Annotated in this window: 14 protein-coding genes; 6 read left to right on the top strand and 8 right to left on the bottom strand. The window is 66.8% G+C overall.

What is annotated here, in order from left to right; translation table 11 throughout:
- Positions 1-26 precede the first annotated feature (26 nt).
- From AC6CHL_RS13725 to AC6CHL_RS13690, 8 genes are all read right to left on the bottom strand, one after another.
- Positions 27-1,430, bottom strand: coding sequence for a mannose-1-phosphate guanylyltransferase/mannose-6-phosphate isomerase (locus tag AC6CHL_RS13725; RefSeq protein ID WP_463600323.1), 1,404 nt, complete (start codon positions 1,428-1,430; stop codon positions 27-29).
- 14 nt (positions 1,431-1,444) lie between these two features.
- Positions 1,445-2,806, bottom strand: a complete 1,362-nt coding sequence (locus AC6CHL_RS13720) for a phosphohexomutase domain-containing protein (RefSeq protein WP_498294835.1) — start codon at positions 2,804-2,806, stop codon at positions 1,445-1,447.
- A gap of 167 nt (positions 2,807-2,973) precedes the next feature.
- Complete coding sequence (gene rffA, locus AC6CHL_RS13715) at positions 2,974-4,110, bottom strand: dTDP-4-amino-4,6-dideoxygalactose transaminase (protein ID WP_463600325.1); 1,137 nt, start codon at positions 4,108-4,110, stop codon at positions 2,974-2,976.
- 30 nt (positions 4,111-4,140) lie between these two features.
- A complete protein-coding gene (locus AC6CHL_RS13710; RefSeq protein WP_478070266.1) occupies positions 4,141-4,527 on the bottom strand; it encodes an EamA family transporter in 387 nt (128 codons plus the stop codon).
- 52 nt (positions 4,528-4,579) lie between these two features.
- On the bottom strand, positions 4,580-5,341 hold the full coding sequence (locus AC6CHL_RS13705) for a GNAT family N-acetyltransferase (protein ID WP_463600326.1): 762 nt from the start codon (positions 5,339-5,341) through the stop codon (positions 4,580-4,582).
- Positions 5,338-6,291, bottom strand: a complete 954-nt coding sequence (locus AC6CHL_RS13700) for a glycosyltransferase family 2 protein (RefSeq protein WP_498294833.1) — start codon at positions 6,289-6,291, stop codon at positions 5,338-5,340. The genes AC6CHL_RS13705 and AC6CHL_RS13700 overlap by 4 nt, the downstream gene beginning before the upstream one ends.
- 60 nt (positions 6,292-6,351) lie before the next feature.
- Positions 6,352-7,290 (bottom strand): electron transfer flavoprotein subunit alpha/FixB family protein, encoded by a 939-nt coding sequence (locus AC6CHL_RS13695; RefSeq protein WP_498294831.1) that lies wholly within the window; start codon positions 7,288-7,290, stop codon positions 6,352-6,354.
- Positions 7,290-8,036 carry an electron transfer flavoprotein subunit beta/FixA family protein gene (locus AC6CHL_RS13690; RefSeq protein ID WP_038690629.1) on the bottom strand — a complete coding sequence of 249 codons (747 nt, stop codon included), beginning with the start codon at positions 8,034-8,036 and terminating at the stop codon, positions 7,290-7,292. Before AC6CHL_RS13690 ends, AC6CHL_RS13695 begins: the two co-directional genes overlap by 1 nt.
- A gap of 287 nt (positions 8,037-8,323) precedes the next feature.
- Here AC6CHL_RS13690 and rfbB point away from each other — a divergent pair, with 287 nt between their 5' ends.
- The 6 genes from rfbB (at position 8,324) to AC6CHL_RS13660 (ending at position 13,195) form a co-directional block, all read left to right on the top strand.
- A complete protein-coding gene (gene rfbB, locus AC6CHL_RS13685) occupies positions 8,324-9,379 on the top strand; it encodes a dTDP-glucose 4,6-dehydratase (protein WP_498294829.1) in 1,056 nt (351 codons plus the stop codon).
- Positions 9,380-9,411: 32 nt separating this feature from the next.
- Entirely contained in the window at positions 9,412-10,299 is an 888-nt protein-coding gene (rfbA, locus tag AC6CHL_RS13680; RefSeq protein WP_159495671.1) for a glucose-1-phosphate thymidylyltransferase RfbA, read from the top strand.
- The gene (gene rfbC, locus AC6CHL_RS13675) at positions 10,296-10,853 is read left to right on the top strand and encodes a dTDP-4-dehydrorhamnose 3,5-epimerase (protein ID WP_159495672.1); all 558 of its coding nucleotides are present in this window, start codon (positions 10,296-10,298) and stop codon (positions 10,851-10,853) included. Before rfbA ends, rfbC begins: the two co-directional genes overlap by 4 nt.
- Positions 10,850-11,749 carry a dTDP-4-dehydrorhamnose reductase gene (gene rfbD, locus AC6CHL_RS13670; RefSeq protein ID WP_498294826.1) on the top strand — a complete coding sequence of 300 codons (900 nt, stop codon included), beginning with the start codon at positions 10,850-10,852 and terminating at the stop codon, positions 11,747-11,749. The genes rfbC and rfbD overlap by 4 nt, the downstream gene beginning before the upstream one ends.
- A 77-nt stretch (positions 11,750-11,826) precedes the next feature.
- Positions 11,827-12,561 (top strand): CoA transferase subunit A, encoded by a 735-nt coding sequence (locus tag AC6CHL_RS13665; RefSeq protein ID WP_038690614.1) that lies wholly within the window; start codon positions 11,827-11,829, stop codon positions 12,559-12,561.
- A 1-nt stretch (position 12,562) separates the two neighbouring features.
- Positions 12,563-13,195 carry a CoA transferase subunit B gene (locus tag AC6CHL_RS13660; protein ID WP_313246192.1) on the top strand — a complete coding sequence of 211 codons (633 nt, stop codon included), beginning with the start codon at positions 12,563-12,565 and terminating at the stop codon, positions 13,193-13,195.
- The last annotated feature ends 21 nt before the right edge of the window (positions 13,196-13,216 follow it).

Below are 13,216 nucleotides of genomic sequence, written 5' to 3'. Positions count from 1 at the left end.
GGACTGCCAACTACCCGCGCGCGTGCTCAGGCCCGGCCGTAGCTGTCCTCGAAGCGCACGATGTCGTCTTCGCCCAGATAGCTGCCCGACTGCACTTCGATCAGCTCCAACGGCAGCTTGCCCGGGTTCTTCAGGCGATGGGTAACGCCCAGCGGGATGTAGGTGCTCTGGTTTTCGGTCAGCAGGATGACCTCCTCGCCACGGGTCACCTCGGCAGTGCCGCTGACCACGATCCAGTGTTCAGCCCGGTGGTGGTGCATCTGCAGGCTGAGCGTGGCGCCCGGCTTGACGGTGATGCGCTTGACCTGGAACCGGGCGCCGTTGTCGATCGAGTCGTAGGCGCCCCACGGGCGGTAGACCTTGCGGTGCGCGGCTGCTTCGCTGCGGCCGTCGCGCTTGATCCGGGCCACGATTTCCTTGACGTCCTGCACGCGGTCCTTGTGGCCCACGAACACCGCATCATCGGTTTCCACCACCACCACGTCATCCAGCCCGACCATGGCGATCAGGCGGCTGCCGTAGGCATAGCTGTTGCGGCAATCGACCGCGATCACGTCGCCGTGGCAGGCATTGCCCGAGGCATCCTTGTCCGACACTTCCCACAGTGCCGACCAGGAGCCCACGTCGTTCCAGCCGGCATCCAGCGGCACCACGGCCGCATCGGCGGTCTTTTCCATCACCGCGTAATCGATCGAATCGTTCGGGCTGGCGGCGAAGGCGTCGGCATCCAGGCGGATGAAGTCGCTGTCGCGCGACGCCTTGTCCAGCGCGGCACGGCTGGCGGCCAGGATCGCCGGCTGCAGGGCTTCAAGCTCAGCCAGGTAACGCGAGGCCTTGAACAGGAACATGCCGCTGTTCCAGAAGTACTCGCCGGACCGCACGTACTGTTCGGCGGTTTCCAGGTTCGGCTTCTCGACGAAGCGCTCGACCGCGCGCACGCCCTGGCCGGCCGCGGCCTTGATGTAGCCGTAGCCGGTTTCCGGTGCGGTCGGCACGATGCCGAAGGTGACCAGCTTGCCGGTCTGCGCGGCGGCCGCGGCCTGCTTGACCGCCTCGTGGAACGCCTTTTCATCGCGCACCACGTGGTCCGACGGCAACACCAGCAGCAGCGCGTCATCGCCGTTGGCCATTGCCTGCAGCGCGGCAATGGCGATCGCCGGGGCGGTGTTGCGGCCGATCGGTTCGAGGATCAGCGCCTGCGGGGTGACATTGCACTCGCGCAGCTGCTCGGCGGCCATGAAACGGTGTTCCTGGTTGGCCACCACGATCGGCGCGGCACCGGCGACCTGCGCAACGCGCTTCCACGTGGCCTGGAGCATGGTGTCCTCCCCGACCAGCGGCAGGAACTGCTTCGGATAGGCCTCGCGCGAGACGGGCCACAGGCGGGTGCCGGAACCACCGGAGAGGATGACGGGAACGATGGGCAACATGGATGCGTCCTGGATCAGTGTTGGGCCGCGCTGCCGCCGATCAGGGCGGTCAGCTCGTCGGTACGGGTGCGCAGCAGGGCGGCGTCACCACGGGTCTCCACGTTCAAGCGGAGCAGGGGTTCGGTGTTGGAGCTGCGCAGGTTGAAGCGCCAGTCCTTGAATTCGGCGCTGACCCCGTCGGTGTTGTCCAGGGTCGGCTGCTCGCTGGCGTAATGGGCCATCACGCGGGCAACGGTGGCCTTGGCATCGTCGACGCGGAAATTGATCTCGCCGCTGCACGGGAATGCCTGCATGCGGTCGGCGACCAGATCGCCCAGCGACGTGCCGGTCTGCGACACCAGCTCGGCGATCAGCAGCCACGGAATCATGCCCGAATCGCAGTAGGCGAACTCCCGGAAGTAATGGTGTGCGCTCATCTCGCCGCCGTAGATGGCGTCTTCGGCGCGCATGCGCTCCTTGATGAACGCATGGCCGGTCTTGCTCATGATCGGCACGCCACCGGCCTGCTGCACCATTTCCACGGTGTTCCAGGTCAGGCGCGGGTCGTGGATGATCTTGCCGCCCGGGTGGCGCTTGAGCAGCGCGGTGGCCAGCAGGCCCACCAGGTAGTAGCCCTCGATGAAGTCGCCCTGCGCGTCGAAGAAGAAGCAGCGGTCGAAATCGCCGTCCCAGGCAATGCCGAAATCGGCGCCATGCTCGCGCACGGCGGTGGCGGTGGCGGCGCGGTTTTCCGGCAGCAGCGGGTTGGGGATGCCGTTGGGGAAACTGCCATCGGGCTCATGCTGGATGCGGATGAACTCGAAGGGCAGGTGCGGCGCAAGCTGGTCGATCACCAGGCCGGCGCCACCGTTGCCGGCGTTGACCACGATCTTCAGCGGCTTCAGGACGCTGCGGTCCACATAGCCCAGCAGGTGCTCGATGTAGGCGCTCTTGTCGGTGTCCCGGCGCAACTGACCGTTGCCGTCGGTCGGCAGTGGGGTGTCGGCGGCGGCGTAGTCACGCACGTCGAACAGCCCGGTGTCGCCGCTGATCGGGCGCGATTGCTCGCGCACCAGCTTCATGCCGTTGTAGTCCATCGGGTTGTGGCTGGCGGTCACCATCACGCCGCCGGCGGCCTGCCGGTGGAAGGTCTGGAAATAGACTTCCTCGGTGCCGCACAGCCCGATGTCGATGATGTCGCGGCCCGAGGCACGGAAGCCCTCGGCCAGCGCCTGGTGCAGCTCGGGGCTGCTCAGGCGGATGTCGTAGCCCAACACCACCGGGCCCGGGCCCAGCAGCGTGGCGGTTCCTGCACCAATGCGCTTGGCCAGCGGCGGGTTGAGTTCTTCGGGCACCCGGCCACGGATGTCATAGGCCTTGAAGCAGGGAAGCGTCATCAAAGAAGTCCTTTTTGGGGTGACCGTCGATTATAGCGACAGGCCCCGTAAGGGCGCGTCAGCCTGCCCGGCCCGCGTACTCGCCTGTATTCAGCTTGCGTGATGCCTGCGCCCCGGCCCCGGAAGGGTGGGCGCAGGCAGGCCGTTCCACCCGCCCCTGACCGGGGTCAGGCCAGGGCGGCGCGCAGCGCCTCGTCGGCGTGCTGCAGGACCGTGTCCATCTGCTGTTCCACGCCCACCCACAGCGGCAGGCGCACCAGACGCGCGCTGATGTCGTCGGTAACCGGCATCGCCGAACCGCAGCGGCCATGTTCCAGCCCGGCCGGCGACGAATGCAGCGGGATGTAATGGAAAACGCTCTGCACACCGCGCTGCTTCAGCTCGGCGATGAAGCGGGTACGCACCTCCAGCGAGGGAAGCAGCAGGTAGTACATGTGCGCGTTGTGCGTGCAGTCGGCCGGTACGCTGGGACGCTGCACGGTGCCTGCGCGCTCATGGGCTTCGGCCCAGGCGTGGTATCGGTCCCAGATGGCCAGGCGCTGGTCGGTGATCTGCCGGGCCGCATCCATCTGCGCGGTCAGGAACGCCGCGGTGATCTCACCGGGCAGGAACGAGGAGCCCACGTCCACCCAGGTGTACTTGTCGACCTGGCCGCGGAAGAAGCGGCTGCGGTTGGTGCCCTTCTCACGGATGATTTCGGCGCGTTCGGCGTAGGTGCTGTCGCGGCAGAGCAGGGCGCCGCCTTCGCCGGAAATGATGTTCTTGGTTTCATGGAAGCTGAGCGCGCCCAGCTCGCCGATGGTGCCCAGCGGGCGTCCCTTGTAGGTGGACATGATGGCCTGCGCCGCGTCTTCCACCACCACCAGCCCATGCCGCGCGGCGATGTCCATGATCGTGTCCATCTCACAGGCCACGCCCGCGTAATGCACCACGCAGATGGCCTTGGTGCGCGGGGTGATCGCTGCCTCGACCAGCTGTTCGTCGAGGTTCAACGTGTCGGCCCGGACGTCGACGAACACCGGAATGGCGCCACGCAGCGCGAACGCATTGGCCGTGGAAACGAAGGTATACGACGGCATGATGACCTCGTCGCCTTCCTCCAGATCCAGCAGCAGTGCCGCCATTTCCAGGGCCGAAGTGCAACTGTGGGTCAGCAGGGCGCGGGCCGCGCCGGTGTTCTGCTCAAGCCACGCGTGGCAGCGTTTGGTGAACGGGCCGTCGCCGGACAGATGGCCGTTGGCATGTGCCTGGGCGATGTGCTCCAGTTCGCTACCCGTCATGAATGGTTTGTTGAATGGAATCACGATGGCTCTCAGGGTAGGTGTCGGGGCGGGTCAGGCGACGGATCGGGACAGGACGACCACGCCCAGCATGATAATCAGCGTGCCGGCGATCTTGTAGGCGTCCAGCTGTTCGCGGAAGAGCACCGCGGCGAACAGGGCGACAATGAAGAAATTGATCGCCATGTACGGATAGGCACGGCTGAGCGGCATGCGGCTCAACGCGGCCATCCAGCACAGCGATGCGCCGAAGGCGGCCACGAAGGCCGAGATCACCCACGGCTTCAGCAGCAGCTGCAGCAGGTTGAGGGGCTGGATCGGGCTGGCCAGAAGATGGCCGTGCAGTCCCACCTGCCACTTCAGGACAAGTTGTCCGTAAGCAGTCAGCAGGATGGTCATGCCGATGAATACATAGCTCATGCAGAAAGGCGCCTGGAAAATAAGGGCGGCAGGCAGGCCCCGGTGTCGGGACGTGCCTGCGGAAAGAGGGGCATCATGGTCGGCGCAACGCGCTCGATCGCGCCAACCTGCGGTCCAGATGGTAGGTGTCCAGTGCAGCGTACAGCCGGAGGCCGGCCTTGGCCCATTGCCGCTGTACGCCGTAGTTCCAGACCTGGGTCGAGATGATCAGGCGCTGCAGCGACTGTTGCGCGTAGTGGTGCGCCAGGTGGCCGAGCAGGCGCCCATAGTGGCCGCGGCGCTCGAAATCGGGGTGGACCGCATTGAGCACGATGTCGACGGTGTCGCCATGCCGGTCACAGGTGGCGAACCCGGCAATGGCACCGCCGTCGGTGACCACCCAGGTGGCGGCGCGGTCGGGGGTGTCGTCGAGCCGGCTCTGGGCCCACTCGATGTAGCCGGCGTGCACCTTGTCCTGGGGCAACAGGGGGTTGGCGGCGTAGTGGGCGCGGTAGCCCTGGAAACTGGCTGCGGCGATCAGGGCGATCGCGTCACGGTCGGCGGCCGTGGCGACACGGACATTGGGGGCCAACGCACCCGATCCGGCGGCCAATGGCATGCCGTGGTAGACCAGCGTGTCGGCATGGATGACGAATTCACCCTGCTGCTGCAGCGCGGTGGCGATGTCCGAGCGTCCTGCGGCGGTGCGCAGGATGATCAGGTCGGCCGCCGAGCGTGCGACCGCCGCCACGATGGTGGACAGGGCGGTGTCCTCGTCGAACGCAGCGCGCTCGACCAGGATGCCGAAACGGGCCGAATCCAGGGCGGCCGGTACAAGGCCGGAGACGGCATTCATGCCGCGTCCTTCCAGGTGTCCTGCCAGACAATGAAGGCCGGCCGCTGCTTGGTCTCGTAATGGATGCGGCCCAGATAAAGCCCGACCACGCCCAGGCTGGCCATGATGAAGCTGCCCACCAGCCAGACCGAGGCAAGGATGCTGGTGAAGCCGGCCACCTGGATGTCACCGGCCAGGTAGCGGAGCATCGCGAACAGCGCGATGCACACGCCCACTGTGGCCAGTGCGAACGCGAGGGACATGACCAGCCGCAGCGGCTTGTCCGAGAAGGACAGCACGATCCGGGTGGCCATCTGGATCAGCTTGCGCAGGCTGTAGCCGCTCTGGCCTTCGGTACGCCGTCCGTGCGACACCGGGATGGCGCGCGTCCGGAAACCGGTCCAACGTGCCATCAGTGGCAGGAACCGGTCCATCTCGGGCATGCCGTTCATCGCATTCACGACTTTGCGGCTGTACGCCCCGAAGTTGGCCGTCGAGGCGTCATAGCGGGTATCGGTGAGCCAGCCGAGCGTGCGGTAGAACAGGCGCGAACCAGAGCGCTTGAGCCAACTGTCCTGGCGTTCGATGCGCTGGCCGAGCACGATCTCGTGTTCGCCATCCAGGCCCGCCAGCAGCGCGGGAATCTCTTCCGGAACGTCCTGCAGATCGCAGTCCATGACCACCACCGTCGCCCCGCGCGCGCGGGACAACCCGGCGCTGATGGCGGCGTGCTGGCCGAAATTGCGCGACAGCCTGAGCCCCCGCACGGCGGCCGATCGCGAACTGATCTCGCAGATGCGGCGCCACGCGTTGTCCGGGCTGTCATCGTCCACCAGAATCAGCTCGTGGGTCAGACCCGCACCGGACAGGCTGGCGCCTACCCGGTCGGCAAGATCTTCCAGACAACTGGCGCACCCGTACACAGGCACGACCACCGACACGTCGGGGGGCGTGCCTGGAAGGCCACTCACCGCGGTTTCATCGCAGCCGATCACGGCAGGCACCTATCTGGAGGGAGCGGACAGTGTGGATCAAAGCGCCGCTTCCAACTCCGGCAGCAGGGTGAACAGGTCACCCACCAGGCCGATGTCGGCGATCTCGAAGATCGGCGAATCCGGGTCCTTGTTGATGGCCACGATGGTGCCGGCATCCTTGATCCCGGTCAGGTGCTGGATGGCGCCGCTGATGCCGACGGCCACGTACAGCTCCGGGGAGATGATCTTGCCGGTCTGGCCCACCTGCAGGTCGCTGGGCACGTAGCCGGCGTCCACGGCGGCGCGCGAGGCACCCACGGCGGCACCGAGCTTGTCGGCCAGCTGGAAGATCACCTTGAAGTTCTCTTCCGAACCCACGCCACGGCCGCCGGAGACCACGCGCTTGGCGCTCTGCAGGTCCGGACGGTCGGTGGCACCGGCGGCCAGGCCGATGAAGCGGGTGTGGCTCGGCAGGGTCGCATCGACGCTGGCCGCTTCCACGCTGGCGCTGCCGCCCTTGGCTGCTTCCGGCCAGGAGGCGGCACGCACGGTGGCCACGACGATCTGGTCGGCCGGGACCTCCACGGTGATGATCGCGTTGCCGGCGTAGATCGGGCGCTTGAAGCTGTGGCTGCCTTCGACGGTCATCAGGTCCGAGACCTGGTTGACGCCCAGCAGGGCGGCCACGCACGGCATCAGGTCCTTGCCGAAGGTGGTCGACGGGCCGAACACGTGGGTGTAGCCGGTGGCCAGCGCGGCGATCTGCGGCGCCAGTACCTGGGCCAGCGCCTGCGCGTTGGCCGGGTTGGCCACGGTCAGCACCTTGGCCACGCCCGCCAGCTGCGCGGCCTCGGCGGCCACGGCGGCCGGGTCGGCGGCCAGCACCAGCACGTCGATGCTGGCGCCGCTGATGGCGGCGGCGGCGCTGACGGTCTTGGCGGTGGCGGCGTTGAGCTTGCCGTCATGGTGTTCGGCAACAACGAGGATCTTGGTCATTACAGCAACCCCTTCTGCTTGAGTGCGGCGACCAGTTCGGCCGCGTCCTTGACCATCACGCCCTTGCTGCGCTTGACCGGCGCGGCGTACTGGGTGGTCTTGAAGGTATCGGCGGCGTCCACGCCGAGGTCGGCCAGCTGCAGGGTCTCCATCGGCTTGGCCTTGGCCTTCATGATGTCGGGCAGCTTGATGAAGCGCGGCTCGTTCAGGCGCAGGTCGGTGGTGACCACGGCCGGCAGATCCACTTCCAGGGTTTCCAGGCCGGCGTCGACTTCACGGGTGACCGTGGCCTTGCCGTCGGCAATGTCCAGCTTGCTGGCGAAGGTCGCCTGCGGGCGGCCCCACAGCGTGGCCAGCATCTGCCCGGTCTGGTTGGCATCGTCATCGATGGCCTGCTTGCCCAGGATCACCAGGTCCGGCTGTTCCTTCTCGACCAGCTTGAGCAGGGTGCGCGCGGCGGTGAGCGGCTGGATGGCCTGGTCGGTGACCACGTGGATGGCGCGGTTGGCGCCCATGGCCAGGCCGTTGCGCAGGTGGGCCTGGGCGTCGGCGGGGGCGATGGTGGCGACCACGACTTCGGTGGCGATGCCCTTGTCACGCAGGCGCAGGGCTTCTTCCAGCGCGATTTCGTCAAAGGGGTTGGGCGACAGCTTGACGCCGTCGGTGACCACGCCGGAACCGTCCGGCTTGACCTGAATGCGGACGTTGTAGTCCACCACGCGCTTGTACGCGACGAGGATTTTCATCTGCTGCTCGATCCTTGTAGTGCCGGCCGCTGGCCGGCTCACAGTAACGGGGAACGTCCGGTCCTGGACTGCAACCGGTTCGGGGGGTGGGACCCGGATTCTAACTGGCGAAGGTCGACCATGCGAATGCGTATGGTTATGCTGCATTGCCGCACGCCTGCGCGGGTGGCACCGCCGCGTTCACCTGCGGCAGGCAGTCGTGAAGACAGGCGCGATGTATCCTGTTCCGCTGTGTCGGAGGTTCGTGAATGCGACGCCCCGACCAATATCCAACAGGAGAACAGGTAGTGCCCACATGGCTTGTCACCGGCGGTGCCGGATTCATTGGCGGTAACTTTGTCCTCGAAGCCGTCGCCAAGGGCGTGCGGGTAATCAACCTGGATGCGCTGACCTACGCGGGTAACCTGAAAACCCTGGCCCCGCTGGAGGGCAACCCGGACCACGTGTTCGTGCACGGCGACATCGGCGACCATTCCCTGGTGGCGCGTCTGCTGGCCGAACACCAGCCCGACGCGGTGCTGAACTTCGCTGCTGAAAGCCACGTCGACCGCTCCATCGACGGTCCCGGTGCGTTCATCCAGACCAACGTGGTCGGCACCCTGGCCCTGCTGGAATCGGTGCGCGACTACTGGAAGGCGCTGCCGGCCGACAAGGGCGGCGCGTTCCGCTTCCTGCACGTGTCCACCGACGAGGTGTACGGCACGCTGGGCGAAACCGGCAAGTTCAGCGAAACCACTCCGTTCGCGCCCAACTCGCCGTACTCGGCGTCCAAGGCGGCCTCGGACCACCTGGTGCGGGCGTTCCACCACACCTACGGGTTGCCGGTGCTGACCACCAACTGCTCCAACAACTACGGTCCGTACCACTTCCCCGAGAAGCTGATCCCGCTGGTGATCGCCAAGGCGCTGGCCGGCGAGCCGCTGCCGGTGTACGGCGATGGCAAGCAGGTGCGCGACTGGCTGTTCGTGTCCGACCACTGCGAGGCGATCCGCACCGTGCTGGCCAAGGGCCAGGTCGGCGAGACCTACAACGTCGGCGGCAACTCGGAGAAGGAAAACATCGAAGTGGTGCATGCGATCTGCGCGCTGCTCGATGCCCGCCGCCCGCGCGAGGACGGCCAGCCGCGCAGCAGCCAGATCACCTATGTCGCCGACCGTCCGGGCCATGATCGCCGCTATGCGATCGACGCCAGCAAGTTGAAGAACCAGCTGGGCTGGGAGCCGACGTACACCTTCGACCAGGGCATTGCCTTCACCGTCGACTGGTACCTGGACAACCAGGCCTGGGTGAACGGCGTGCTTGACGGCAGCTACCGCCTGCAGCGCATCGGCACCGCCGCTTGAGTGGCACTGCCCCACAGACTGAGGAACACCGCATGACTCAACGCAAGGGCATCATCCTGGCGGGCGGCTCGGGCACGCGCCTGTACCCGATCACCAAAGGCGTCAGCAAGCAGCTGCTGCCGGTGTACGACAAGCCGATGATCTACTACCCGCTCAGCGTGCTGATGCTGGCGGGCATCCGCGATGTACTGATCATCAACACGCCGCACGAGCAGGCGCTGTTCCAGGCGCTGCTGGGCGATGGTTCGCAGTGGGGCATGAACATCCAGTACGCCGTGCAGCCGAGCCCGGACGGGCTGGCGCAGGCCTACCTGATCGGCCGCGACTTCGTCGACGGCAAGCCGAGCTGCCTGGTGCTGGGCGACAACATCTTCCACGGCCATGGGCTGAGCCAGCTGCTGCGCAGCGCGGACGAGCGCGCGTCGGGGGCCACCGTGTTCGGCTACTGGGTGAACGATCCCGAGCGCTACGGCGTGGCCGAGTTCGATGCGGCCGGCAAGGTCATCGATCTCGTCGAGAAGCCTGCGCAACCGCGCTCCAACTATGCGGTGACCGGCCTGTATTTCTACGATGGCCATGCCAGCGACTACGCCGCCGAACTGAAGCCGTCGCCCCGCGGCGAGCTGGAAATCACCGACCTCAACCAGCGCTACCTGCGTGAGGGCAGCCTGCATCTGGAAGCCCTGGGGCGCGGGTACGCATGGCTGGATACCGGCACCCACCAGTCGCTGCTGGAAGCCTCCAATTTCATCGAAACCATCCAGACGCGCCAGGGCCTGCAGGTGTGCTGTCCGGAGGAAATCGCCTTCGGTCGGGGCTGGATCGATGCCGCGCAGCTTGAGGCACTCGCTGCGCCGCTGATCAAGAACGGTTACGGCCAGTACCTGCACAAGCTGGTGCAGCGCGGTGTTGTGCCGTGAAGGTGATCCAGACTTCGCTGCCGGGCCTGGTCCTGCTTGAACCGGTGGTGTTCGGCGATGCCCGTGGGTTCTTCTTCGAAACCTGGAACGCCGAGCGCTACGCGGCGCAGGGCCTGCCCAGCAGCTTCGTGCAGAGCAACGTGTCCTCGTCCAGCAAGGGCGTGCTGCGCGGCCTGCATTACCAGTGGCCGCGGCCACAGGGAAAACTGGTGACGGTTCTGCAGGGCGAGGTGTATGACGTCGCCGTGGACATCCGCCGTGGGTCGCCCACGTTCGGTCGATGGGAGGCATTCATCCTGAGCGGGGAAAACCGCCGCCAGCTGTGGATTCCCCCGGGTTTCGCGCACGGATTCGCGGTCCTGTCCGACGACGCGCTGTTCAATTACCTGTGCACCGATGTGTACGTCAAGGAAGCCGACGCCAGCGTGCGCTGGAACGATGCCGACATCGCGGTGGACTGGCCGATCAGTGCGCCGACGCTTTCATCCAAGGATGAGCAGGCGCCGTTCCTGCAGGACATCCCCGCCGAGCGGCTGCCGGTCTACCTGCCGTGAACGTGCTGCTGTTCGGTGGCAATGGCCAGGTTGGCCAGGCGTTGCTGCGGACACTGGCGCCGCTGGGCACGCTGGTGGCGACCACCCGCAGCGGTGCATTGCCCGATGGCAGCCCCTGCGAGGTAGCCGACTTCGACGATCCAGCATCGTTGCCTGCTTTGCTGGACCGGATCGCGCCGGACGTGGTGGTCAACGCCGCGGCGTATACCGCGGTGGACCGCGCCGAAGCGGATCCTGATGCGGCCTGGCGTGCGAACGCCGAGGCGCCCGGCGTGATCGCCCGCTGGTGCGCGGCAGCCGGCGTGCCGCTGCTGCACTATTCCACCGACTACGTGTTCGACGGCACCGCCACGCGCCCGTACCGCGAAGACGATCCCACCGCGCCGCTGGGCGTCTACGGCACCAGCAAGCTTGCCGGCGAGCAGGCGATCCGCGCGGCCGGTGGCCGCCACCTGATCTTCCGAACGGCATGGGTGTATGCCGCGCACGGTGCCAACTTCCTGCGCACGATGCTGCGCGTTGGCGCCGAGCGCGATGTGCTGCGCGTGGTGGCCGATCAGATCGGCACGCCCACGCCGGCCACGCTCATTGCCGATGTCAGCGCGCACATCCTGCAGCAGCGTCTTACGCTGTCGGGGACGTACCACCTGACCGCGACAGGTGCCACCAGTTGGCACGGGTTCGCCGAGGCCATTTTTGCCGAGGCCGTGGCGCGGGGCATCCTGCCGCGTGTACCGCGGGTAGAGGCGATCACCACGGCCGAGTATCCAACCGCCGCCCGCCGGCCTGCGTACTCGTGCCTGGACGTGCGCCGGCTGCAGTCCGACGCCGGGTTGCAGCTGCCTGCCTGGCAGGACGGTCTGGCCAGCGTGATGGACGCCGTTCGCGGTCACTGAACGTGCCGCGGCGCGGCAGGGGAATGGTAGGCCCACCCGCTACAATGCGCGCTTACATCAACGAGGTGAGGGCGTAGATGAGCAAGTCCCCAGATACGGCCGGCCGGCGCAGCAAGCGCTACGCCAGCGCCGCCGAGGCGCTGCAGGGCGTGGTTGCCGACGGCCAGACGCTGGCGGTGGGCGGTTTCGGCCTGTGCGGCATCCCCGAGGCGCTGATCGCCGCGCTGCGCGACAGCGCGGTCAAGGGTCTGACCGTGATTTCCAACAATGCCGGCGTGGATGGCTTCGGCCTGGGCCAGCTGCTGGAAACCCGCCAGATCCAGAAGATGATTTCGTCCTACGTGGGCGAGAACAAGGAATTCGAACGGCAGTTCCTGGCCGGTGAGCTGGAACTGGAGTTCAACCCGCAGGGCACCCTGGCCGAGCGCCTGCGCGCCGGCGGTGCCGGCATCCCGGCCTTCTTCACCGCCACCGGCTACGGCACGGTGGTGGCCGAAGGCAAGGAAACCCGCGAATTCGACGGCAAGCACTTCGTGCTGGAAACCGCGCTGCGCGCCGACGTGGCCCTGGTCAAGGCGTGGAAGGCCGACGAGGCCGGCAACCTGGTGTTCCGCAAGACCGCGCGCAACTTCAACCCGGCCTGCGCGATGGCCGGCAAGGTCTGCATCGTCGAGGTTGAAGAAGTGGTGCCGTTGGGCAGCATCGACCCCGACCAGGTGCACCTGCCGGGCATCTACGTACACCGCATCGTGCACAACCCCACGCCTGAAAAGCGTATCGAACAGCGCACCGTCCGCGCGGAGGGCAACTGAGATGGCTTGGACCCGCGATGAAATGGCCGCGCGCGCAGCGCGTGAGCTCACCGATGGCGCCTACGTCAACTTGGGCATCGGCCTGCCGACCCTGGTGGCCAACCACATTCCCGAGGGCGTGGATGTGTGGCTGCAGTCGGAGAATGGCCTGCTCGGTATCGGCCCGTTCCCGACCGATGCCGAGGTCGATGCCGACCTGATCAATGCCGGCAAGCAGACCGTTACCGCGCGCGCCGGTGCCAGCTATTTCGGCAGCCACGACAGCTTCGCGATGATCCGCGGCGGCCACATCAATTTGGCCATCCTGGGCGCGATGCAGGTGACCGCCAGCGGCGATCTGGCCAACTGGATGGTGCCGGGCAAGATGGTCAAGGGCATGGGCGGGGCAATGGACCTGGTGGCCGGCGTGCAGCGCGTGGTGGTGCTGATGGAGCACACCGCCAAGAACGGCGAGCACAAGATCCTGCCCGAGTGCACGCTGCCGCTGACCGGCGTGGGCGTGGTCGACCGCATCATCACCGACCTGGCCGTGTTCGACGTGACCGACACCGGCCTGGTGCTGGTTGAAGCCGCACCGGGCGTGGGCATCGACGAGCTGAAGGAAAAGACCGGCGTGGCCTTCGGCCAGGCCTGACCCGGCGTGCCGGGGTGCCCG

Source organism: Stenotrophomonas sp. GQ19, from assembly GCF_059758695.1.
This window is presented reverse-complemented; position numbering and strand designations above follow the sequence as displayed.